Raw genomic sequence first — 23,320 nt, 5'->3', positions numbered from 1 at the left:
AAAGCAAAGGAAAAACCGGAATGGACCATCAGCAGGGAGCGGATCCGCCGTCGAATTTGGGTCAGCGCCATGGCGAAGCATGTTTTTTCCCTGGCCGTGGTATTTGCTTTCGTGGTTTTGCTGCTGTTGTTGTTCAACGTGGGAAAAGACAGCATCGGCTGGCTGACCCCCGGATTTTTGACGCGAAACTTGTCCATTTTCCCGGAAAAAGCGGGTATATGGGGCGCCATCAAGGGTTCGGTGTATTTGATGCTGATCGTGATACCGACCACCCTGGTTTTGGGGGTGTCGACGGCCATTTATTTGGAGGAGTATGCGTCCAGGGGGAAAGTGGCAAACTTTATCCGTGTGAACATTTCCAATCTGGCCAGCGTCCCCTCCGTCATTTTCGGCTTGTTGGGATTGGCGATTTTCAGCCGGTTTTTGGGTCTTGGGTCCAGCATTTTGGCAGGGGGGTTGACCATGTCCCTGTTGGTTTTGCCCATAGTGGTGGTGGCAAGCCAGGAAGCGGTCCGTGCCGTGCCCGGATTTTTGAGGGATGCCTCTTATGCCATGGGCGCCGATAAATGGACCACCATTCGAAAAGTGGTGCTGCCTGTTGCATTGCCGGGGATTTTGACCGGCTCCATCCTTGCCATGTCCCGTGCCATCGGAGAGACTGCGCCACTGGTGGTGTTGGGGATCCCGACCTTGATTCGAAAGATCCCCACCAGCATCATGGATGACTTTACGGCATTGCCCATCCAGATCTACTATTGGACATTGGATACGGTACTAACGCCGGAATATGCCAACCTGGCGGCGGCCACCATCGTGGTTTTGCTGCTGGTATTGTTCCTGATGAATGCAGCGGCGATCATCATACGCAACAAGTTTCAGAAAAAATTTTAGTGGAGGAATTTCTGTTGAACGAACAAATGAAAAAAGATCGGGAGATCGTTTTTGATACGAAGGGATTAAACCTATGGTATGGAGACGATCAAGCGTTGAAAAATATCGATTTGTCCATCGAAGAGAATCAGGTCACCGCCATCATTGGTCCATCCGGGTGTGGGAAGTCCACCTACATTAAGACACTGAACCGGATGGTGGAGAATATCCCCATCGTAAAAACCACAGGAGAGATCCTCTATCACGGACAAAACATCTTTGACAAGTCGGTGCGGGTGGAAGAACTTCGCACCAAAGTGGGTATGGTTTTTCAAAAACCCAACCCGTTTCCCAAGTCCATCTTTGAAAATGTGGTCTATGGTCCAAGGATCCATGGGATCCGGGATAAAAACCTTCTTATGGAGATAGCGGAAACCAGCCTCCGGGCAGCAGCCTTGTGGGACGAAGTGAAGGATCGGCTAAACGACAATGCCTACGGACTTTCCGGCGGACAACAGCAACGGTTGTGCATCGCCCGGTGTTTGGCCGTTCAGCCCGATGTCATCTTGATGGATGAACCCACATCTGCACTGGATCCCATAGCAACCTTCAAAATAGAGGAGTTGATTGATTCTCTGAAGAAGGACTACACCATTGCCATCGTCACCCACTCCATGCAGCAGGCTGCCAGGATATCGGACAAAACAGCCTTTTTCCTGTTGGGTGAGTTGGTCGAATTTGACAATACCTCTGTCATTTTCTCCAATCCAAGGGATCAGCGCACGGAAGATTACATAACCGGTCGATTCGGTTGAAAAAAGGAGCAGATCATGAGAGATAAAATGCAGGAACAAATCATGAATATCAATAATATGGTAACGAAAATGAGTAGCATGGTGACGGAAGGGATCGAAATGGCTTTCGAAGCCTTTGAAAATAGAGACTTTGTTTTGGCCAAAGAAGTCTTGAAACGAGATTTGGACATCAATGTCGTGGAGGAAGAGATCGAAGATTTGTGCGTCAAATTTGCGGCCACCCAAAGTCCTGTTGCCAGTGATTTGCGCCGCCTGATCACCATCCTTAAAGTAGTGACGGATCTGGAACGGATCGGAGATTACAGCTGCAACATCGCAGAAGTGGTGCTGGAGATGGGTGATACAGGCAAAGGCTTGCTGGTGCCCCGATTGAAAGAAATGGAGAATGAAGTAAAAGGCATGCTCAAAGACAGCATGGCGGCTTACTTTGATCGAAACATCGAGCTGGCAAAAGGTACCGCCGGCAGGGATGAATTGGTGGATGATCTCTACGACGATATCTACCGCTATCTGCTGCTTAGCATCAAAGAAGAAAAGGCGGACGAAGACCGGATCATCGGTCATATTTTGATCGGAAGATACCTGGAGCGGATCGCCGATCATGCCACCAACATATGCGAACGCCTAATTTTCATGCAGACCGGGGAACGGATGAAGTTCTAAAGCGACAGGAATGTCGCTTTTTTTTGTGCACGAAAAACATTGACAGTATGTTCCATCGCTATATAAAATAGGGTTACACAAGTAAATGTTATCCATAGTACCGACGGAAATGATGGGTTTTTCATGGGTTTCATGAAATTTCAAAGTAGGTGATGCTATGAATGTATTTAAACGGTATTGGATGTTAATCCTGGTTTTTACCATAATGTGGGTCATACTCAACGAGAAAGCCGATGCGGGAGTGATGTTGTCCGGAGTGGTGTTTTCTGCGATTGCGTTGTTTTTGACCGACTTTTTTCTTTTGGAAAAACATTATGCTGACGAATACTCCCTAAAACCCTTTATTCTTGTCAAATATCTTTTCTTCCTGATTTTTCAAATCTACAAATCCGGGCTTTCTGCAATCAAAATCGTTCTGCACCGAAAATATGAAGTCCACATCTTCGATTTTGAATCGGATCTGGATGACGATCTGGCTGTTTGTCTTTTGGCAAATTCCATCACCCTGACACCAGGTACTGTAACGGCGAACAAGAAGGACAAACGATTGAAAATATTGGCTTTTGTAGCACCGGAAATGGAGAAGATGGATGTTTCCGTATTTCAGGAGTTCGAGAAGATCTTAAGAGGACTGAGACGATGACTACTTTAAACAGTACACTGCTGGTCATTTCCGTGTACATTTTTTTGGTTCTGATCCGGGTGATCATGGGACCAACCATTTGGGATCGCCTGTTGGGCCTCAATATGATCACGGCAAAAATCATCATCTCCATCATTGTGTTGGCGGTATTGACGGAGCGGAGCTATTTATTGGACATCGCGTTGGTATATTCCGTACTGGGATTTATAGGTACTGTTTTGATCGCTCGTTTTGTGGAAAGGAAAGGGAAGATCTGATGTTGCTGATACTGTCAAATGTCATGATCGCCGTAGCCTTGTTTTTTATGGCATTCGGCATCATCGGAATATTTCGTTTTGATGATTTCTATTCCAGGATCCTGATCTCTTCCAAGGTGGAAACGGTGGGATTTATCACCATGTTGCTTGGGATGATGCTTCGGACCGGATGGGATTATTCTACGTTGAAGATCTTGCTGATCGGACTGATGGCGATCATCACCAATCCCCTATCCACCCATGCGGTAGCTCGTTCTGCCTATATCAGCGGGTATAAAACAGGAAGGGAGAAGAAGGATCGTGGTTGAAAAAGTGTTTTTGATCCTGATGGTCTTGTTGGCCATGCTGTCTCTGAATACTCCGAAACTTCGTAGGGCTGTCATATATCTGGGGATCCTGTCTTTGGCCAGTTCTTTTATCTATCTTCTTTATGGAGCGCCGGATGTAGCCATTGCGGAAGCGATCATCGGAAGTGCCATCTCTACGGTTTTGTATCTGGTCGCACTAAAAAAATATCACGTGTTCACCATTTATTACACCAATGCCAATTACAACCAGATCACGGACAGTCAGATCACCAGAGGCCGTGCCCAAGTACTGCGGGATGTGGAAAAGTTTTTTGCGGAGAGAGAGATGGAGCCTCAAATCATCTACACCACCCACGACTATCGATTTGTGCTGGAAAACAGGAATTTTGATCTGTTGATCCATCAGGATTTTGATGAAGTATATTTTTACGGGAATAAGGAAGACTACCAGGTGGATGCCTTTGAAGAACACGTACAAAAGGAACCATACGATCCATTGCGTTCCAAATTCATACGACATGAGGCAGGTGGTGGAAAATGATGCGAAGAGCCTTTGCAATGATCTTTTGCCTGGCAGTGGCAGCTTATGTGCTTTTCATTTATAACGGTACCACGTTGACGCCAGATCCCTATGTTGTGGATTACTACATTGCCAATTTCACAAAAGATACCTTTGCACAAAATGCCGTGGCAGCCATCTATTTGAATTATCGGATGTTCGACAGCATGTTTGAAACCTTGATTTTGTTGGTCAGCGTGACTGCCGTCATCAATTTTTCCTGGAGGCGAGATCATGAAGAGTAATTCCCAGATCATAGCCAGGGTTACAGGTTTGCTCTATCCCTTTATCATCCTGATCGGGTTTTATATTATCATCAATGGTCATGTCAGCCCAGGAGGGGGGTTTCAAGGCGGTGCCGTGCTGGCTTCCGCTTTTATCAGCAGATACCTGGTGATTCCGGAAGAAAGCATTCGAATCAAGTATATGCAAACCTTGGAAAAAGTTCTCTTCTTTTGCATCATTCTGATTCCGACCCTCTTCTTGTTTTCATCCACAGGCAACGACAGCGCTATGGCCAATACGATCTATCTGGTCGTCATGAATCTGTTGATCGGATTGAAAGTTTCCAGTGGTCTGACCATCATATTCTACCGATTTGTCTTTTACGAAGGAGGAGAATAATGGAGTTTTTGGATTGGATCAACGGAGAAAACATCAGTATTCTTCTGTTTTTTCTGGGTGTCTACGGATTGATCGCAAGACGAAATATCGTCAAGTCCATCATTTCCCTCGGCATCATGCAAATGGCGACGATCTTATATTTCATATCGGCGAATGTGGAACCGGGAAGCATTCCCCCCATTGGGCAGTTGCCTGTGGGTGCAATGGTTGCGGACCCGCTACCCCAAGCTTTGATGATCACGGACATCGTTATCGGTGTTGGTGTGACGGCAGCCGGACTTACCATGTTCATTCATTTGTATCATCGGTATGGTTCGACGAACTGGATGAAGGTGAAGAAAAAAAGGGTGAAATAAATGGTAGATCTGCATTGGTTGGTTCTTTTCCCCGTCATAGTGGGAAGCTTGGGAATGCTGATCCCGGCAAAAACAGGAAGAAGAATGACGCTTGCACTCCACGGAGTGTTGCTTTTGAATGCCACGATTCTATTGAGTCGCGTCCGGGTGGAAGGGACCATTGTAGAACATGTGGGCAATTGGCCGACCTTTATTGGGATCACATTGCGGGCCGACCTGCTGGCAGCTTCCATGGTGTGGCTGACATCGTTTCTGTTTTTGATGACCGTCTTGTTCAATTATCGGAAAAAATACAGCGATCGGTTGTTCTTGTTTCTATTTACCGTACTGGAAGGTCTGATCACCGGTATTTTTCTATCCAATGATCTCTTTAATATTTTTGTTTTGGTCGAGGTTGCTACGGTAGTGATCAGCATCCTGATCATGTACAAGCAAGACAGCAGGTCCATATATGATGGAATGCTGTATTTGTTGATCAATATTGTAGGCATGTCCTTTTTCCTCTTTGGTTTGGGAATGCTTTACAAGCGCCTTGGAGTTATCGATCTGACGGGATTGAAGCTAGCCGTTTCCCAGCTGGACTCTGCAAAAGGGATCCTTCTTCCCTATGCCTTCATTATCACAGCAGTCAGTTTGAAGTCTGCATTGATGCCCTTGTTTAGCTGGCTACCCAAAGCCCACGGCACGCCAAGTGCTCCATCCATCGTTTCGGCGGTTCTTTCCGGATTGTATGTAAAAAATGGATTGTATCTTTTTATTCGGATCCAGGATGTGTTCTCATCCGTACTGGACACATCAGACTTCTTTTTGTTGATGGGATTCATCACGGCGGTGATCGGTTTCTTATTGGCCATTGCCCAAAAGGATATGAAATTGATTTTGGCCTATCATACGGTCTCCCAGATCGGTTTGATCATGATGGGGCTGAATATGGGGAGGATCCACACCTACTGGGGTGCCGTTTACCACATTTTGAATCATGCCGTGTTCAAAACCGCTCTCTTTCTGACGGCAGGCATGATCATCGACGAATACGGCACCAGAAATGTTTATGAAGTGAAAGGCCTTATGAGAAAGATGCCCGCCGTAGGGATGGCTACTCTCTTTGCCATTTTGGGGATCACCGGGGCCCCATTGTTCAACGGCAGCATTTCAAAGTACCTCTTGTCCTATGGCGCAACGGGCAGCTGGGTGGAATACGGGCTGATCTTAGTCAATCTGGGTACCATTGTTTCCTTTATCAAATATGGAACCATGCTTTTTGGGGGAGAAAAGGGTGTGAATCGAGCCAAATGCGATCCTTTAAGAAAAGCAGTGGTCATGGTCATGGGATCCTTGTGCCTTGTTGGCGGGATATTTGGACGCATCATCATTCAAGAGGTATATAATGTTACCTTTGTGGTGGACCCTTTGGCCTACTGGATGAAGACCCTTATATTTTTGGGATCGGTGGTTGTGGCAAGTCTCCTGTATTTTGGCATATTGCGAAAAAGAAATTATTTGGCCATTCTCAATTCTTTTGAATTGTCCTTCAACGGTGTGTGCGGAACCATCGCAGGTTTTTTTGTTCTGATCTTGGTTTATGTAGGGTCCATAGTTTGATTTCATTGAAATAATTTGAATAATTTGATATAATTAGTAAGCTAAAGAATCTTTGATGCAACGATGCTGAATTCTTGCACTGCAAGATACGGGGGAACCATTCATGGGGTGAATTCGATCAGTCGATAGGGCTAAACTTCGGTCCGAATCCGTCAGCTAACCTCGGAAGCTTAGAAGGAAATCAGAGTATATCTGTTTGCATGCCTTCGAAGCAGTCGAACCCCAGGGTTTAGACTGCTTATTTGTTGCAACAAATAATGGTAGATTGAAAACAGGAGGGATCGTATGCAAATTCAAGACTTGCATTCTTACGATGAAAACAGATTTGAAAAGCTGGAAGCGAGCATAGAGGAATACGAGAACGTAAAAGGCTCCATAAAAACGGGCATGGAAGACAAGGAAAAAATCAAAAGACAAAAGAAGCGGATTTTAGAAAAATTTCAAGCAACGGAAGAGCAATGGCGGGATCATAAATGGCAAATGGCCCATCGCTTTGAAACGGTGGAAGACATTGGGGACATCATCGAATTGAGCGACGAGGAAAAAAAGCAGATCGAAAAAGTGGGGGAGACTTTTCGATATGCCATTTCGCCCTATTATATGGCATTGATCGATCCGGATGATCCCAACTGCCCCATCCGAAAGCAGGCCATGCCATGCCACGACGAACTGGATGAAACCGGGATGCTGGATCCCATGGATGAAGCCGGTTGGTCTCCTGTAGAAGGGATCACAAGAAGATATCCGGATCGACTGATCATCAAAGTTACAAACATGTGCGGCATGTATTGCCGGTTCTGCCAGAGACGAAGAATGATCGGAGAACACGATGTACACGTTTCCAAAGAAGTTCTGGTAAACGCCATCGAATATGTGCGAGACCATGACAAGATCCGCGACGTGCTCATCACCGGCGGCGATGCTTTCATGTTGTCGGACCAAAGCCTGGATTGGCTGTTGGGAGAACTGCGAAAGATCGAACATGTGGAGATCATTCGCTTGGGGACCAGAACACCGGTAACACTCCCACAACGGATCACACCGGAATTGGTAAATATTTTAAAGAAATATCACCCCATCTATGTCAACACCCATTTCAACAGCCAGCGTGAAATCACGGAAGAATCAAAAGAAGCTTGCGAAATGCTGGCCAATGCCGGTATTCCACTGGGCAACCAGATGGTGCTCCTAAACGGCGTCAACAACGATCCGTTTATCGTGCGCAAATTGAACCAACAGTTGTTGAAGATCCGTGTGAAACCCTATTACATCTTCCATCCGAAAACCGTTAAGGGAACATCTCATTTCTGGGTCAACATGGAGGAAGGGATGGAGATCATGGAGTCGTTGCGAGGACGGACATCCGGAATGGCCATACCCACGTATATCGTCAACGGCAGCGAAGGAATGGGGAAAACACCCATCATGCCAAACTATCTGCTTTACATGGGAAAAGACAAGGTGGTCATGCGAAATTGGGAAGGTCGGCCATTTCAAGTGGAAAACAAAAAATAGAAGAAAGCGGTCCATGGGACTGCTTTCTTTTTCTTGAAGCAAAGGAGCAATTGGATTATACTCAAATCAGGATGAATTTATGAGGAGGAGAAATCATGGATCTGACCATACGACCTGTAGAAATGAACGATGCAAAAGAAATCAACGACATGCGACGAATGGAAGGCATCATGGAAAACATTTTGGGCCTGCCCTCGGAAACGGTGCAGAATAGTCAGGAATATTTGAACAGAATGGATGCAATGCGGCATCAATTCGTTGCAGTGGTCAAAGTGGATCGGAACACGGAGATGGTGGTTGGTACTGTGGGACTCCATGTCAATCCGCTGCCACGGAAAAGACACTGTGGATCTTTGGGGATCATGGTGCATCGGGAGTACCAGAGCATGGGGATCGGAACCAGGTTGTTGGAAACGGTCATCGATCTGGCCGACAACTGGCTGATGTTGAAACGGTTGGAACTGGAAGTGTTTTCCGACAACGAGAAAGCCATCAACCTTTATCAAAAGATGGGCTTTGAGATCGAAGGGATCCGACGCAAAGCGGCCATACGCAACGGACGATATGCGGACGAAATGGTCATGAGCAGAATACGGAATGAAGAATAACGGAGGCAATATGAATAAGGAAAATTTGGAAAGCATTTTTAAAGAATTGGAGTTTGATGAATATAAAGAACTGGTTCCGGAAGACATCATTATTTCAAAAGATGTCTTTTACCAGTGCGAAAGAAATACGTGCGGCAGCTTTGGAACGAATCACGGTTGTCCGCCCCATGCCGGATCGGAAGAAGAACGAAAAAACCGCGTTTTTCAATATAAGAATGGATACATGCTTTCCATGATCGTGCCCATCAAAACCAGAAAAGACATGATCGAATCCATGGAAAAGGTAGCAAATCGAACAAAAGCACTGCGCAAGGCCGTCTCTGGGGAAGAGATCCTGGTCATGGGTGCCGGCCCTTGTACGGTCTGCAAGACTTGTACCGCACTGGAAGGGAAACCCTGCAGATTTCCGGAAAAGATCGAATACTCCATGGAGGGAAGCGGCATCGATGTGGTTCGTATGTCTATGAATTTGAAAATGACGTATAATGCAGGTGCCGGCAATGTGGGTTATTTTACCCTGGTTTTGTACAACAAGGTGTAAAGCCGTGTACTATATTTATGTAGTTCGTTGTGCTGACGGAACATTTTATACGGGGATCACAACGGACCTGAAACGCCGTTTGATGGAACATAATGAAGGAACAGCTTCAAAGTACACACGACCCCGGAGGCCAGTACGAATGGTGTATTCAGAAAAGTCGGAAGACCGCAGCAGTGCAACAAAACGGGAATTGGAAATCAAGAGTTGGAATCGTAAAAAGAAATTGGAATTGATCGAAACAGGGATCCTCATCCATGGATGAAGGATCCCTGTTTCGATATTTTCATTATGTACGAGGGGAAAAGAAATGATCGGCCAAGGCGACGCCGCTGGGAAAGTGGGATCCCAGTGAACCTGCATCCTCTGTAAAAGCATGGGTGTCGTTGTTTATCGTCTGTTGACTGTCGTAGAGTACATAGGGCACCGGATCCGCCGTATGGGTTCGAAGAGCCACCGGCGTTCGGTGATCGGGCAGGATCAATATTCGATAAGGTTCTCCCTTTTTTTCAAGGTGCTGGTAGATGGGCTTTACGATCTTTTCATCGATCAGTTCGATGGATCGGATCTTCCCGTCCAGATCCCCCTGATGACCGCATTCATCCGGCGCTTCCAAATGGACATAGACAAAATCATTTCCGGATTCCAATGCATGGATGGCAGCCAGGCATTTTCCGTCAAAATTGGTGTGGATGGTGCCGGTGGCTCCTTCCACCTTGATGATCTCCATACCGGTTAGAACGCCGATGCCTTGTATCAGGTCTACCGCTGAAATGACAGCCCCTTTGACGCCATATTTTTCATGGATGGGATCCAGGCTCGGTTTTTTTCCTTCCCCCCAGATCCATATGGAGTTGGCAGGTCTCAATCCTCTTTTTATGCGTTCGAGATTGACAGGATGATTTTCCAAAATGGCAACGGAAGATTCCATGAGGGACAGCAATCTTTTACCGGAAGGTCCTTTTGGCAGATGGTTGGCGATGTTTTGTCCCAGGATGTCGTGGGGTGGCGTCAGATCGTAGCCTTCCGGCCCATGGTTCCATAGGATCAGGTGACGATAACTGAAGCCGGGAAAAAAGTGAAGATCTTCCTGGTCCAATTTCTTTTTTATTTCGGAAACAAGAGCGGCCGCTTCTTCTGTGGTGATATCACCGGCAGAATGATCCAGAATGGTGCGGGAAGCATAGTCTGCTTCTGTAGTCAAAGTCACCAGATTGCACCGAAAGCTTACGTCCGTTTCTTCCATGGCCACTCCCATACTGGCAGCTTCCAGTGGAGAACGGCCCCGGTGGTATCGTTTCGGATCGTATCCCATGACCGAAAGGTTGGCGATGTCGCTGCCGGGGGACATGCCCTCCGGTATGGTGTCCACTGTGCCGATCTCACCATGCTTTGCCAAATGGTCGATGGTGGGAATGAGGGCCACCTCCAAGGGAGTTTTGTTTCCCAAGGCTGGGATTTTGTGATCGGCCATGCCGTCCACCAGTATCGTAACTAATTTCATCGTATCCACTCCATATCGTTTCAATATTTGCTTGATAATAGGACTGATTGTATCATAAGCCGCTGAACTCCTACAACTGTTTCATGTAGAGTTTCAACTATCGTTGAAGGCAGAGATCCCCTTGTCGATGACTTGGAGGATCTTTTGGGGAGAGTCCACCAGAATGTCAGGATGAGCTGTCATTAGCTCCTGCCTGGTGCGAAACCCGTAGGTAACGCTGATGCAGGGAACACCTGCATTTCTTGCCGTGTTGATGTCTACGGCTGTATCTCCTATATATATGGTATTCGCAGCGGTGGCTTTCAGTTCGGTCATGATGGCAAGCAACCCGGCGGGATCCGGTTTCTTGGGTCGGTCCGCCAAACTTCCGGCAACCCGGAGGATGGGCCAGTCTTTCAAATAAGTATCCACGATCCGCTGGGCGATGTTTTGATTTTTGTTGGTGTTGACAGCCAGCCGGATCTTTCGCTCCACCAGTCCGTCCAACGCTTCTGCCATTTCGGGGTAGAGGTGCATGCCAAACGCATACCCACTGCTGTAAACATCTAAAAGTTGTGCGTACAAGGTTTCGATGTATTTCGGGTCCCGGTATTCCAGAGGCAGCGAACGCACCACCACCATTTTCAAACCATCTCCGACAAACAATCGGTAGGACTCCAGATCGTGGGTGGGAAAGTCATTTTCCATCAAGACCTTGTTCATGGAATATTGGATTCCCTCCAGGGAAGCAACCAATGTTCCATCCAAATCAAAAACCGCCAAATCCATATCCATATCTCTCACCTCCGATTTATTTTACCATACAAATATCTGTTTTTCGAAAATTTAATGTGTCAAAGAGTTGGACCGGGGAATAAATGATATAATGAATTATTGGAAGGTGAATTTATGGACAAACAGGCACTGCTGATCTACAATCCGGTCTCCGGTACAAAGGGTTTCGCCATTCACTTGGATATTTTCATTCATTTCATGCAGGTGCAGGGTTACGAGGTGCATCCGATCCGAAGCAAGGGACCGGATGACTTCAAGGCGGTCTTTCATCGAGACAACATTAAAGACTACGAAGCCATTTTTATCGCCGGCGGGGATGGATCGGTAAACATGGCCATACATGAGATGCTGTCCATGGGCCTGGATATTCCCGTAGGGATCATTCCTGCCGGGACCGTAAACGACATCAGTTATAATTTGGGGATCCCACAGGACATCCTTAATGCGATCAAGTCCTTGTTGAACATGAAGTTGGAACGATACGACGTGGGAGTGGTCAACGGACAGTACTTCATGAACTCCTGCGGAGCCGGTTTGTTTGTCGATGTTGCCCACACCACGGACCGGGACATGAAGAACATGCTGGGGCGTGTCGCCTATTACCTCAAGGGGATCAGCGAGATGCCTAACTTTCAGGGTATGGACACCCTTATTGAAACACCGGAACAAACCTACGAGGAAACCTTGTTTTTGTACCTGGTCATCAACGGGCAAAGCGTAGGCGGTTTTCGAAACCTGGCGCTGGAAGCGTCCATGCAGGACGGACTTTTGGATTTTATCGGGATCCGGGAGTGTCCCATGAGTGAGTTGTCCATTATTTTTGCACAGATCCTGATGGGGAATTACAAAAACAACAAGAACATACTTTATTTCAAAAGCGATCGGATCAAAATCGAATGCGTTGGGACCTATTGCCACAATGTCACCGATGTGGATGGAGAAAGAGGACCCAGCATGCCCTTGAATATTTCCATGATCAAGGGAGGCGTGCAGATGTTTGTGCCGGAAAAGGAACCGGAGCCTTTTGATATCGTGGACATGTATTGATTCATTAAAAAAATGAAGCAACCTATTTGACGGGTTGCTTTTTCCTTTCATTGACAATCGCAGAAAAATATCATAATATTTGATTATCAAATAATTTGATAATCAAAATAAATTAATGGAGTGGATGACATGAAGTTACCAGAATTGGTGATCGGTGATCTGATCGCAAAAATTCCTATCATACAAGGAGGAATGGGCGTTGGCGTATCCTTGTCCAACCTGGCTGCAGCGGTAGCCAATCAGGGTGGTATCGGGATCATTTCCGGTGTACAGACCGGATTTCGGGAACCGGATTTTTATACGAACAATTTGGCGGCCAATGTACGGGCAATACAAAAGGAAATCCGTAAAGCAAAAGAACTGGCGCCCAAAGGGATCATCGGCGTGAACATCATGACCGTTGCCACCCAATACAAGGAACTGGTGGAAGCTGCCGTCCGGGAAAAGGTGGATGTCATCATTGCCGGTTCCGGGTTGCCGAAAGATCTCCCAAAATATGTGGAAGGAACCAAAACAAAGATCATTCCCGTCATCTCTTCGGGCAAGGCGGCAAAGATCATGTCCAAGCTATGGACCAGAAACCATGGGTATCTTCCGGATGCCATGATCCTGGAAGGTCCCAAAGCCGGAGGGCATCTTGGATTTGCAAAAGAAGTGATCACCGAAGGGAAGACGACCTTGTCCACCTTGCTCAAAGAAGTACTGGAAGCCGTTCACCCATTTGAAAAAGAGTACGAGAAAAAGATCCCCATCATCGTTGCAGGGGGCATCAGAGAAGGGGAGGAGATCGCCCAATACCTGAAGGAAGGCGCCAGCGGCGTGCAAATATCCACCGTGCTGGTACCTACAGTGGAATGCGACGCCCACCAAAAATTCAAGGAAGCATACGTAAATGCCGATCCGGAAGATGCCGTCATCGTACAGAGTCCCGTAGGATTGCCGGGGCGCGCCATTCAAAACAAGTTTTTAGACCGGATCGACAAAGGGAGGATCCCCCCGGTGCGCTGCACCAACTGCATCGTTCCCTGCGATCCCAAAGACACACTGTACTGCATCTCCGATGCCTTGATCGTCTCCGTCACCGGAGATACGGACAACGGTTTGATCTTCTGCGGTTCGGAAGTGGGAAAGACCAAAGAGATCACCACAGTGGAACAAGTTCTGAAACGTTTGATTTCTGAAGCAGAGCGGGTTTTTGCATAATTTTTTGACCATAAGAAAAAATGCTTGAATTTTCAGATAATTTATATTAAGATTATATCTAAATTACATGATCTTATGTAAAACAAGGGGGAAAAGGAATGAAAAAGAAATTTTTGAAAGTTGCAGTCGCAACGATGCTGATCGCATCCATGTTTACTTTCGCAGCTTGTGGAGGATCCGACAACGGAGACGGCGGCAACGGCGATGCGGAAACCATCAAGATCGGTGCATTCGGCCCATTGTCCGGTGAAGTTGCCGCTTATGGTACGGCAATGACAGACAGCGCCAAGCTGGCAGTTGAGGAGATCAACGCTGCCGGAGGGATCGATGGAAAACAAATCGAACTTTTCGTTTACGACACGAAAGCAGACAAAGCGGAAGCCGTCAACATCTACAATCGGTTGAGAGACCAGGATGAAGTCGTCGCCATCATCGGCGGGACCATCAGTGGAGAGACCCTGGCAGTGAAAGAGTTGGCCATTGCTGATAACATGCCAATGCTGACACCCACCGCAACCAGTGCAGACGTGACCATCGGAGCGCCATCCATCTTTAGAGCCTGCTTCCTGGACCCATACCAAGGTTCTGCTGCAGCTGCGTTCAGTGTTGAGACACTTGGAGCAGAAACAGTAGCCGTTCTGTACAACAGCGACGACGCTTACTCGGAAGGGATCGCAGAAGCTTACAAGGCTGCTGTAGAAGCAGAAGGATTGGAAGTAGTGTACTACGATGCATATACCAGCGAAGTACGAGATTTCAATACTTATTTGACCCAGATCCAAAGTGCAGCTCCCGACATCATCTTCTTGCCGGACTACTACAATCGAATCGGTTTGATCGCCACCCAAATGAAAGACTTGGGGATGGAGCAGATCGCAGTTGGCGTAGACGGATGGGACAGCGTGGAGATCGACTATGCTGAGCAAGTGGAAGGATTCTTCTTCGTCAATCACTTTGCAAAAGACGATCCAGACCCCATCGTTCAAAACTTCATCGCTGCATTCCAGGATGCTTTTGATCGTGAACCCAATGCCTTGGGTGCTTTGGGATACGACGCAGCGTACATCTTGGCGGAAGCCATCAAAAACGCCGGGTCGACGGATGCACAAGCCATCATCGATGCTCTGGCGGACATTGAATACACTGGTGTGACCGGACCGATCCGATTTGACGACGAGGGCGACGCAGCCAATAAAAACATCGCCATCATCAAAATCGTCGATGGAAAGCATGTATTGGAAGAAAAAATTTCCGCAAAATAAGCACGAGAATACGATTCGAGTATAGGAGAGTTTATCTCTCCTATATTCTTTTCATTCAGTGAGGAGGAGAACCTTTGCTTTTTATTCAGCAAATGATCAATGGGTTGCAGATCGGAAGCATCTACGCTGTCATCGCATTGGGTTATACCATGGTGTATGGAATTATCAAATTGATCAATTTCGCTCATGGAGAAGTCATGATGATGGGCGCTTATTTTGCTTTTTTGGCGGCAACGGCAGGAATGCCCATTTGGGCGGTATTTCTCATTTCCATGGTGGGATCCGCAGTGATGGGTATGGTCATCGAAAGGGTCGCCTATAAGCCTTTGCGGGAAGCCCCGCGAATTTCGGCGTTGATCACCGCCATTGGTATGAGTCTTTTTTTGCAGAATCTGGCTTTGGTCGTATTCAAGGCGGATCCTAAAGTCATGCCCAGAATCATTCCATCCAACCCAATAATGATAGGAAGCCTGCAAATCAGCAACATCACCATCATAACATTTATCATTTCCGTCGTTTTCATGATACTGCTGACCTTGTTCATTAGTAAAACCAAGCCAGGGAAAGCCATGCGTGCCGTCTCCGAAGACAAGGAAGCAGCCACTCTCATGGGGATCAATGCCAACAGCACCATTACCCTGACTTTTGCCATCGGTTCTGCCCTGGCTTCATTGGGTGGGATCCTATATGCGTTGGCCTATACCCAAGTTGCACCCACTATGGGTGTATTGCCGGGTTTGAAAGCTTTTGTTGCGGCAGTACTGGGAGGGATCGGCATCATTCCGGGGGCCATGATCGGTGGATTTATCCTGGGGTTTGTGGAGACTCTTGCGAAAGCGTATATTTCCGGCCGATGGGCGGATGCCATCGTTTTTGGGATCCTGATTTTAGTATTGTCCGTAAAACCTACCGGTATTTTGGGCAAGAACGTTAGAGAGAAGGTGTGACGGAATGAATCGAAACAACAAGAAGAACTACATCGTCAATCTTATTGCTGTTGCAGCGCTCTACGCCATTCTTCAATTAATGATGAGCAACAATATTATCAATCGGTATTATCAGGGAATCTTAGTATTTATATGCATCAACGTTATCGTTGCCAGCAGTTTGAATCTGACTTTGGGTTTTTTGGGCCAGTTGGCGCTGGGTCATGCCGGATTCATGGCGGTTGGGGCATACGCTTCCGCACTGCTGAGCATCTATTTTCGAACCTTGGAGTTGCCGGTGTGGCTTCATTTGGGGCTGGTCCTGCTTTTTGGAGGTTTTGTGGCGGCAGCCATTGGCTATTTGATCGGATTACCCGCCCTTCGGCTTCGTGGCGATTACCTGGCCATCATCACACTGGGGTTTGGAGAGATCATCCGTGTGGTGATCAACAACTTGAAATTTACCGGAGGAGCCCAGGGGTTGAGCGGGATCCCAAAGTTGGCGACGTTTACCAACTCCTATTGGATCGCCGTCCTCACCTTGGCTTTGCTGTATGCCTTGCTTCGTTCCAGACACGGAAGGGCCATCATATCCATCCGGGAAGATGAGATCGCAGCAGAAGCAGTAGGTATCAATACGGTGCGTTACAAGGCACTTGGATTCACCATCTCTGCATTCTTCGCCGGGATCGGCGGCGGCCTGTTTGCCCATTACATGGCCTATTTGGATCCCATGATCTTCAATTTCATGAAATCCGTGGAGATCGTCGTTATCGTGGTCCTTGGTGGAATGGGAAGTTTGACGGGAACCATCTTGGCTGCTACCGTATTGACATCTATGCCGGAACTTCTTCGTGGATTTGCAGAGTACCGGCTGCTGATCTATTCCTTTGTATTGGTGGTCATGATGATCTTCCGACCCCAAGGCATTTTCGGTACGGCAGAATTTTCTCTGGAATCCATGATCTCTTCCCCAAAAGGATTTTTCAAGAGCGTTCGAAAGAAGGCTTCCGGAGATAACGGAAAAGGAGGCAATCTATAATGGCGCTTCTGGATGTAAAAAACCTTACCATAAAATTCGGCGGTTTGACCGCTGTAGACGGATTTGAGATTTCCATCGAAGAAAACGACTTGGTTGGTTTGATCGGACCCAACGGAGCCGGAAAAACCACGGTCTTCAATATGCTTACTGGTGTTTATTTGCCGACGGAAGGGGAGATCCGCCTCAACGGTGTATCGGTAGTGGGCAAAAAGCCCTACGACATCATTGAACTGGGGGCTGCCCGAACCTTTCAGAACATACGGTTATTCAAAGACTTGACAGTGGTGGACAATGTGAAGATCGCCTACCACAACCACATGGGATACAATGTATTGCAGGGGATCTTTCGATTGCCCATGTACTGGAAGGAAGAGAAGCAGGCCCAGGAGTATGCGCTGGAGATGTTGGATATTTTCGACATGAAAATGTATGCAGATACCCTGGCGAAAAACTTGCCGTACGGGAAACAGCGAAAACTGGAGATCGCCCGCGCCCTGGCCACCAAGCCGAAAATTTTGATGTTGGACGAACCGGCGGCAGGGATGAATCCTTACGAAACCAAGGAATTGATGGAAACCATCCATTTTATCCGGGACAAATTCAACATCGCCATATTGCTGATCGAGCACGACATGAGTCTGGTCATGGGGATCTGTGAAAACATCACCGTCATCGACTACGGCAAGATCATTGCAAGAGGAAAACCGGATGAAATCAAATCCAACCCGGATGTTATCAAAGCGTATCTGGGAGAATAGGAGGAAGCCATGCTTCAAGTGCAGAACATCGACGTTCACTACGGCAAAATACATGCCATCAAAAATATAAGCTTTGAAGTGAAGCACAAGGAGATCGTCACCTTGATCGGGGCCAATGGCGCCGGAAAGACCACGATTTTAAAAACCTTGTCCAAAATATTGAAGCCCACCAGCGGGGATGTGATCTTCAAAGGAGAAAACATCAAGAGCATCCAGCCCTATAACATGATCAAAATGGGACTGGCCCATGCACCGGAAGGTCGCCGGATCTTTTCCCAAATGACGGTCTTGGAAAACTTGGAGATGGGAGCTTTCATACGCAAAGAAACCAAGGCCCAACTGGCCCAGGAAATGGAAGTGGTTTTCACCCGTTTTCCCCGATTGAAGGAACGAAGGAGCCAGACTGCAGGAACCTTGAGCGGCGGAGAACAACAGATGCTGGCCATCGGCCGGGCATTGATGTCCAAACCGGAGATCCTCTTGATGGATGAACCTTCCATGGGACTGGCCCCCATTTTAGTGGATGAGATCTTCAACATCATCGAAGAGATCAACAATGCAGGGACCACCATTTTGCTGGTGGAACAGAATGCGAACCGCGCACTTCAGATCGCGGATCGGGCTTATGTACTGGAGACGGGAAAGATCGTCATGCAGGGCGATGCAAAGGAATTGATGAATCGGGACGAGATCAAAAAAGCATATTTGGGAGGGTGAAAAAGTTTTTTCATCCTCTTTTTTCATGTAAAGATGTAATTGATTACATGAAAAAAGTGTTTGAATTACATTATAAAAGCGTCTATAATAACTAAAAGCAAAATATTCTGAAAATTCAAACAAAGTGAGGATGTGGAAGCATGTTTAACGCAATACCAAAAAAACAGGGATTGTACGATCCATTAATGGAACGGGATGCCTGCGGCATGGGATTTGTTGCACATATCAAAGGGGAAAAAGCCCACGACATCATCGACGATGCCCTGACCGTTTTGGAAAACTTGAGCCATCGGGGAGCCAGCGGAGCCGATGAACATACAGGTGACGGTGCAGGGATCATGGTCCAGATCCCTCATGACTTTTATAAAAGGGAATGCCAGGTTCTGGGATTTGATTTGCCGGAGGAGGGATCTTACGGAGTAGGGATGATCTTTGCCCACCGCTATGACGATTTTCGCCAAACGCAAAAGGAGATCTTCGAAAAAATTGTGGAAGAAGAAGGTCAAACGATCCTTGGATGGCGGGAAGTACCAGTGGACAAGACGGAAGTCGGCGAAGGAGCCAAAGCCGTCATGCCGCGGTTCATACAGGTTTTTATTGAAAAAAACAAGGAATTGGAAGACGGGTTGTCATTTGAGCGCAAGCTATATGTGATTCGAAAAAGAGCGGAGAAAAAAATCGTTCCCATGGGGGAAGAGAAGGGAGGCATGTTTTATGTAGCCAGTCTCTCTTCCAAGACCATCGTTTACAAGGGAATGTTGACGGCAGCTCAATTGCGGCGATTTTATCTGGATCTGTCGGATCTGGATTTTGTGTCGTCCTTGGCCATGGTCCACTCTCGATTCAGCACCAATACCTTTCCCAGTTGGGAAAGGGCCCACCCCAACCGCTATCTTGTCCATAACGGGGAGATCAATACCATTCGCGGCAATGTCAACTGGATGAAGGCAAGACAACAATGTTTGAAATCCCATCTTTTTGACGATTTGAACAAGGTGTATCCCATCGTGGATGAAACTGGCAGCGATTCTTCCATGTTTGACAACAGTCTGGAATTCATGTATTTGATGGGTCGCAGCCTGCCTCACGCCATCATGATGATGATCCCGGAGCCATGGGAGAAAAATCATCGGATGTCGCCGGAAAAACGCAGTTTTTACGAGTTCAACAATTTTATCATGGAGCCATGGGATGGTCCGGCCGCCATGGGTTTTACGGATGGAACGGTCATTGGTGCCGTACTGGACCGAAACGGATTGCGCCCGTCCCGATATTACGTGACAAAAGACGACAAGGTCATATTGGCCTCTGAAGTGGGCGTGCTGGATATAAAGCCGGAGAATGTGGAGAGAAAGGGTCGTCTGGAACCCGGTAAGATGCTCCTCATCGATACGAAACAACAACGGATCATATCTGACGAGGAAATCAAAAAGAACATTGCCCTGCTTCATCCTTATGACGAGTGGGCAACACAGCGGATCACCGACCTGAAAGCATTACCGACAGAAGTGGAGAAGAAAACGATGATCCCAAAAGATCTGGTATCCCTCCAAAAAGCTTTCGGATATACCTTTGAAGACATCACCAAGATCTTATTGCCCATGACGGTGGAGGGCATCGATCCATTGGGGTCCATGGGAATGGATTCCCCTCTGGCTGTTTTATCGGAAAAGCCTCAGATGCTGTATCTTTATTTCAAACAGCTGTTTGCCCAAGTGACCAATCCGCCCATCGACGGGATCCGGGAGGAGATCGTCACTTCTGCCAGTTTGCTGTTGGGCGGTTCGGGAAATTTACTGGATCCCCAGGATCCCGACTTCAACAGCTTGTTTCTGGACCATCCCATTTTGAACAATGCCCAGTTGCAAACCATAAAAAAATTGAACAACAAGCGTTTAAAAGCCACCACCATCTCCATGCTCTATGACCCTGCCGGGGAAGAACAAACCCTGGAAAGAGCTTTGGACAGGATCTGCAAGCAGGCGGACAAAGCCATGGAGGAAGGTTGCAACATCCTTATTCTTTCCGACCGGGGAGTGGACGAGAAAGTGGCGGGAATACCTGCATTGTTGGCCTCCTCCGCCTTGCATCACCACCTGATCCGACGAGAGATAAGAACCAGAGTTGGCATCGTGGTGGAATCGGGAGAACCCCGTGAAGTCCATCATTTTTGTACACTGATCGGTTATGGTGTTACGGCAATCAACCCCTATCTGGCATTCGATACCATCAACGACCTTCACGAAAAAGGGTTGTTGGAGGGGAAAACCAAAGAAGCAGCAAAAGAGAGCTACATCAAGGCGTCTGTAAAGGGCATTCTGAAGGTTTTGACCAAGATGGGGATATCTACCATGAGAAGCTACCATGGAGCCCAGATATTTGAAGCCATCGGCCTGAAAAGGGATCTGGTGGACAAGTACTTCACCATGACACCTTCCAGACTGGAAGGAATCGGGTTGAAGGAGATCGCCATCGAAAACAGGATGCGCCATGAGAGCGCATTCGGAGAAGGTGCCCTTTTCAAAGACACCCTGGAAATCGGTGGATATTTTCAGTGCAAGGAGGATGGAGAAGTCCACTTGTACAATCCGGAGACGGTGTATATGCTTCAAAAAGCCTGCAGGGAAGGAGATTACGCAGGGTTCAAAGCCTATTCTCAGAAGATCAACAACGAAGAGATCTATACGCTGCGCCACCTGCTGGATTTCAACATCCGCCCTGGAGACGCCATCCCCATTGAAGAAGTGGAACCGGTGGAAGACATCGTCAAAAGGTTCAAAACCGGAGCCATGTCTTATGGTTCCATCAGCAAGGAAGCCCATGAGTGCCTGGCCATTGCCATGAATCGACTGGGCGGCAAGAGCAATACTGGAGAAGGCGGAGAAGATATTGAACGGTTCAAACCTCTGGAAAACGGAGATTCCAAATGCAGCGCCATCAAGCAGGTGGCTTCTGGAAGATTCGGTGTGACCAGCAATTATCTGATCCACGCCAAAGAGATCCAAATCAAGATGGCCCAGGGAGCAAAACCAGGAGAAGGCGGTCAGTTGCCTGGAAGGAAAGTGTATCCGTCCATTGCCAAAACCAGACATTCCACCCCTGGCGTGGGGTTGATCTCACCGCCTCCACACCACGACATCTACTCCATCGAAGATTTGGCGGAGTTGATCCACGATTTGAAAAATGCCAACCGGAATGCAAGGATCAACGTAAAATTGGTTTCAGAAGTGGGTGTGGGGACCATTGCCGCCGGTGTGGCAAAAGGGAAAGCCGATGTGATCCTCATCAGTGGCTATGACGGGGGGACGGGAGCTTCCCCAAGAACCAGCATCCGAAATACCGGATTGCCCTGGGAGCTGGGCTTGGCGGAAACCCACCAGACCCTCTTGTTGAATCGGCTGAGGGATCGAGTGGTTTTGGAAACAGACGGCAAGCTGTTGACCGGCAAGGACGTGATCGTTGCCGCCATGTTGGGTGCAGAAGAGTTCGGATTTGCGACCACCCCGTTGATCGTATTAGGATGCATCATGATGCGTGTATGCAATCTGAACACATGCCCTGTAGGCGTTGCAACACAAGATGAAAAATTGAGAAAATATTTTACCGGAAAGCCGGAATACGTCGTAAATTTCATGGAGTTCATCGCCCAGGAGATGCGGGAAATCATGGCCAAAATGGGATTTCGACGAATCATAGACGTAGTTGGACGATCCGACCGTCTTCGACCAAAAGACAACGTCAACCATTGGAAAGCGGCAAGATTGGATCTTTCCTCCCTTTTGTACCAGCCTTATGTTCCAGCAGATACAGGACGGTACAATACATCGGTCCAAAACCATAATTTGGAGGAGTCTTTGGACATGCAGAAATTGCTCCGTATGTGCAAGCCTGCTTTGGAGAACGAAAAGCCCATCCGAGCAAAATTGAAGATCAACAATACGAATCGGGTGGTCGGTACCATTATCGGAAGTGAAGTGACCAGAAGATTTGGAGAAAAAGGTCTCCCGGAAGACACCATAAAAGTGGTGTTCGTCGGGTCGGCCGGCCAAAGTTTCGGATCTTTCATACCCCAGGGGATCACCTTGGAATTGGAAGGGGACGCCAACGATTATATCGGCAAGGGATTGTCCGGCGGAAAAGTATTGGTGTATCCGCCTAAAAACGCAACCTTTGTGCCGGAAGACAATATTTTGATCGGCAACGTTGCCTTTTATGGGGCAACCAGCGGTGAAGCGTACATCAAAGGCATTGCCGGAGAGCGATTTTGTGTTCGAAACAGTGGCATGAATGCTGTAGTGGAAGGCGTTGGGGATCATGGTTGCGAGTACATGACCGGAGGCAGCGTCGTTATACTGGGAGATGTGGGACGAAATTTTGCAGCCGGAATGTCCGGCGGAATTGCTTATGTATTGGATCTGGATGAGCAAAATTGCAACAATGCCATGGTGTGGATGGAAAAACTGGGATCTACCCAAGAAAAGGACGAGGTCAAAACATTTATCGAGAACCACGTACGATATACCAACAGCACCCTGGGTAAAAAGATCCTGCACAACTGGTCAAGCTACAGTGAGCGTTTTACGAAAGTGATTCCCAAAGACTACAAGAGAATGTTGGAAAACATCGAAAAGGCGCATCAGGCTGGACTTTCCGGCGACGAAGCCTGGATGATGGCATTTGAAGAGAATTACAAAGATGTTTCCCGAGTCAGTGGGAATTAGGGGGGATA

General features: G+C 47.5%; 25 protein-coding genes and 1 riboswitch. Of the genes, 23 read left to right on the top strand and 2 right to left on the bottom strand.

All coding sequences use genetic code 11. The features are described from left to right. Nucleotides 1-69: 69 nt before the first annotated feature. From pstA to J0B03_RS02670, 15 genes are all read left to right on the top strand, one after another. Nucleotides 70-891: a phosphate ABC transporter permease PstA gene (pstA, locus tag J0B03_RS02740; RefSeq protein ID WP_374058620.1), complete on the top strand. Its 822-nt coding sequence runs from the start codon at nucleotides 70-72 to the stop codon at nucleotides 889-891. Nucleotides 892-917: 26 nt separating this feature from the next. After that, entirely contained in the window at nucleotides 918-1,685 is a 768-nt protein-coding gene (gene pstB, locus J0B03_RS02735) for a phosphate ABC transporter ATP-binding protein PstB (RefSeq protein WP_207300971.1), read from the top strand. A 15-nt stretch (nucleotides 1,686-1,700) separates the two neighbouring features. Next, on the top strand, nucleotides 1,701-2,348 hold the full coding sequence (gene phoU, locus J0B03_RS02730) for a phosphate signaling complex protein PhoU (protein WP_207300341.1): 648 nt from the start codon (nucleotides 1,701-1,703) through the stop codon (nucleotides 2,346-2,348). 157 nt (nucleotides 2,349-2,505) lie between these two features. Continuing rightward, nucleotides 2,506-2,991, top strand: coding sequence for a Na+/H+ antiporter subunit E (locus J0B03_RS02725; RefSeq protein WP_207300340.1), 486 nt, complete (start codon nucleotides 2,506-2,508; stop codon nucleotides 2,989-2,991). Beyond that, nucleotides 2,988-3,248, top strand: a complete 261-nt coding sequence (locus J0B03_RS02720) for an MrpF/PhaF family protein (protein WP_207300339.1) — start codon at nucleotides 2,988-2,990, stop codon at nucleotides 3,246-3,248. Before J0B03_RS02725 ends, J0B03_RS02720 begins: the two co-directional genes overlap by 4 nt. Further along, on the top strand, nucleotides 3,248-3,556 hold the full coding sequence (gene mnhG / locus J0B03_RS02715; protein WP_246798170.1) for a monovalent cation/H(+) antiporter subunit G: 309 nt from the start codon (nucleotides 3,248-3,250) through the stop codon (nucleotides 3,554-3,556). The genes J0B03_RS02720 and mnhG overlap by 1 nt, the downstream gene beginning before the upstream one ends. Then, complete coding sequence (locus tag J0B03_RS02710) at nucleotides 3,549-4,097, top strand: Na(+)/H(+) antiporter subunit B (protein ID WP_207300338.1); 549 nt, start codon at nucleotides 3,549-3,551, stop codon at nucleotides 4,095-4,097. Before mnhG ends, J0B03_RS02710 begins: the two co-directional genes overlap by 8 nt. Next, on the top strand, nucleotides 4,094-4,360 hold the full coding sequence (locus J0B03_RS02705; protein WP_207300337.1) for a Na(+)/H(+) antiporter subunit B: 267 nt from the start codon (nucleotides 4,094-4,096) through the stop codon (nucleotides 4,358-4,360). Before J0B03_RS02710 ends, J0B03_RS02705 begins: the two co-directional genes overlap by 4 nt. Continuing rightward, entirely contained in the window at nucleotides 4,350-4,739 is a 390-nt protein-coding gene (locus tag J0B03_RS02700; protein WP_207300336.1) for an MnhB domain-containing protein, read from the top strand. The genes J0B03_RS02705 and J0B03_RS02700 overlap by 11 nt, the downstream gene beginning before the upstream one ends. Next, complete coding sequence (locus J0B03_RS02695; protein ID WP_207300335.1) at nucleotides 4,739-5,095, top strand: sodium:proton antiporter; 357 nt, start codon at nucleotides 4,739-4,741, stop codon at nucleotides 5,093-5,095. The genes J0B03_RS02700 and J0B03_RS02695 overlap by 1 nt, the downstream gene beginning before the upstream one ends. Then, nucleotides 5,096-6,697, top strand: a complete 1,602-nt coding sequence (locus J0B03_RS02690; RefSeq protein WP_207300334.1) for a complex I subunit 5 family protein — start codon at nucleotides 5,096-5,098, stop codon at nucleotides 6,695-6,697. It abuts the gene before it with no gap. Nucleotides 6,698-6,751: 54 nt separating this feature from the next. Further along, nucleotides 6,752-6,883: riboswitch (cyclic di-AMP (ydaO/yuaA leader) on the top strand. Nucleotides 6,884-6,982: 99 nt separating this feature from the next. Further along, a complete protein-coding gene (locus tag J0B03_RS02685; protein WP_207300333.1) occupies nucleotides 6,983-8,212 on the top strand; it encodes a KamA family radical SAM protein in 1,230 nt (409 codons plus the stop codon). A gap of 95 nt (nucleotides 8,213-8,307) precedes the next feature. Continuing rightward, the gene (locus tag J0B03_RS02680; protein WP_207300332.1) at nucleotides 8,308-8,820 is read left to right on the top strand and encodes a GNAT family N-acetyltransferase; all 513 of its coding nucleotides are present in this window, start codon (nucleotides 8,308-8,310) and stop codon (nucleotides 8,818-8,820) included. Between the two features lie 10 nt (nucleotides 8,821-8,830). Next, nucleotides 8,831-9,361 carry a DUF2284 domain-containing protein gene (locus tag J0B03_RS02675; RefSeq protein WP_207300331.1) on the top strand — a complete coding sequence of 177 codons (531 nt, stop codon included), beginning with the start codon at nucleotides 8,831-8,833 and terminating at the stop codon, nucleotides 9,359-9,361. Nucleotides 9,362-9,365: 4 nt separating this feature from the next. Further along, nucleotides 9,366-9,623, top strand: coding sequence for a GIY-YIG nuclease family protein (locus J0B03_RS02670; protein WP_246798169.1), 258 nt, complete (start codon nucleotides 9,366-9,368; stop codon nucleotides 9,621-9,623). Nucleotides 9,624-9,647: 24 nt separating this feature from the next. Here J0B03_RS02670 and J0B03_RS02665 read toward each other — a convergent pair whose 3' ends face one another. Beyond that, nucleotides 9,648-10,862 (bottom strand): cofactor-independent phosphoglycerate mutase, encoded by a 1,215-nt coding sequence (locus tag J0B03_RS02665; RefSeq protein WP_207300329.1) that lies wholly within the window; start codon nucleotides 10,860-10,862, stop codon nucleotides 9,648-9,650. Nucleotides 10,863-10,955: 93 nt separating this feature from the next. After that, nucleotides 10,956-11,636, bottom strand: a complete 681-nt coding sequence (locus tag J0B03_RS02660; RefSeq protein ID WP_207300328.1) for an HAD family hydrolase — start codon at nucleotides 11,634-11,636, stop codon at nucleotides 10,956-10,958. Between the two features lie 114 nt (nucleotides 11,637-11,750). Here J0B03_RS02660 and J0B03_RS02655 point away from each other — a divergent pair, with 114 nt between their 5' ends. The 8 genes from J0B03_RS02655 (at nucleotide 11,751) to gltB (ending at nucleotide 23,312) form a co-directional block, all read left to right on the top strand. Next, entirely contained in the window at nucleotides 11,751-12,683 is a 933-nt protein-coding gene (locus J0B03_RS02655) for a YegS/Rv2252/BmrU family lipid kinase (RefSeq protein WP_207300327.1), read from the top strand. Between the two features lie 129 nt (nucleotides 12,684-12,812). Continuing rightward, on the top strand, nucleotides 12,813-13,886 hold the full coding sequence (locus J0B03_RS02650) for an NAD(P)H-dependent flavin oxidoreductase (RefSeq protein ID WP_207300326.1): 1,074 nt from the start codon (nucleotides 12,813-12,815) through the stop codon (nucleotides 13,884-13,886). A 98-nt stretch (nucleotides 13,887-13,984) separates the two neighbouring features. After that, on the top strand, nucleotides 13,985-15,148 hold the full coding sequence (locus tag J0B03_RS02645; RefSeq protein WP_246798168.1) for an ABC transporter substrate-binding protein: 1,164 nt from the start codon (nucleotides 13,985-13,987) through the stop codon (nucleotides 15,146-15,148). A 74-nt stretch (nucleotides 15,149-15,222) separates the two neighbouring features. Next, nucleotides 15,223-16,095 carry a branched-chain amino acid ABC transporter permease gene (locus J0B03_RS02640; protein WP_246798167.1) on the top strand — a complete coding sequence of 291 codons (873 nt, stop codon included), beginning with the start codon at nucleotides 15,223-15,225 and terminating at the stop codon, nucleotides 16,093-16,095. 4 nt (nucleotides 16,096-16,099) lie between these two features. After that, the gene (locus J0B03_RS02635; protein WP_207300325.1) at nucleotides 16,100-17,116 is read left to right on the top strand and encodes a branched-chain amino acid ABC transporter permease; all 1,017 of its coding nucleotides are present in this window, start codon (nucleotides 16,100-16,102) and stop codon (nucleotides 17,114-17,116) included. Then, on the top strand, nucleotides 17,116-17,874 hold the full coding sequence (locus tag J0B03_RS02630; protein WP_207300324.1) for an ABC transporter ATP-binding protein: 759 nt from the start codon (nucleotides 17,116-17,118) through the stop codon (nucleotides 17,872-17,874). The genes J0B03_RS02635 and J0B03_RS02630 overlap by 1 nt, the downstream gene beginning before the upstream one ends. Before the next feature lie 9 nt (nucleotides 17,875-17,883). Then, complete coding sequence (locus tag J0B03_RS02625) at nucleotides 17,884-18,591, top strand: ABC transporter ATP-binding protein (protein ID WP_207300323.1); 708 nt, start codon at nucleotides 17,884-17,886, stop codon at nucleotides 18,589-18,591. 140 nt (nucleotides 18,592-18,731) lie between these two features. Beyond that, nucleotides 18,732-23,312, top strand: coding sequence for a glutamate synthase large subunit (gene gltB, locus J0B03_RS02620; protein WP_207300322.1), 4,581 nt, complete (start codon nucleotides 18,732-18,734; stop codon nucleotides 23,310-23,312). The last annotated feature ends 8 nt before the right edge of the window (nucleotides 23,313-23,320 follow it).

Origin of the sequence: Alkalibacter rhizosphaerae (genome assembly GCF_017352215.1) — a bacterium.
GTDB lineage: Bacteria > Bacillota > Clostridia > Eubacteriales > Alkalibacteraceae > Alkalibacter > Alkalibacter rhizosphaerae.
This window is presented reverse-complemented; position numbering and strand designations above follow the sequence as displayed.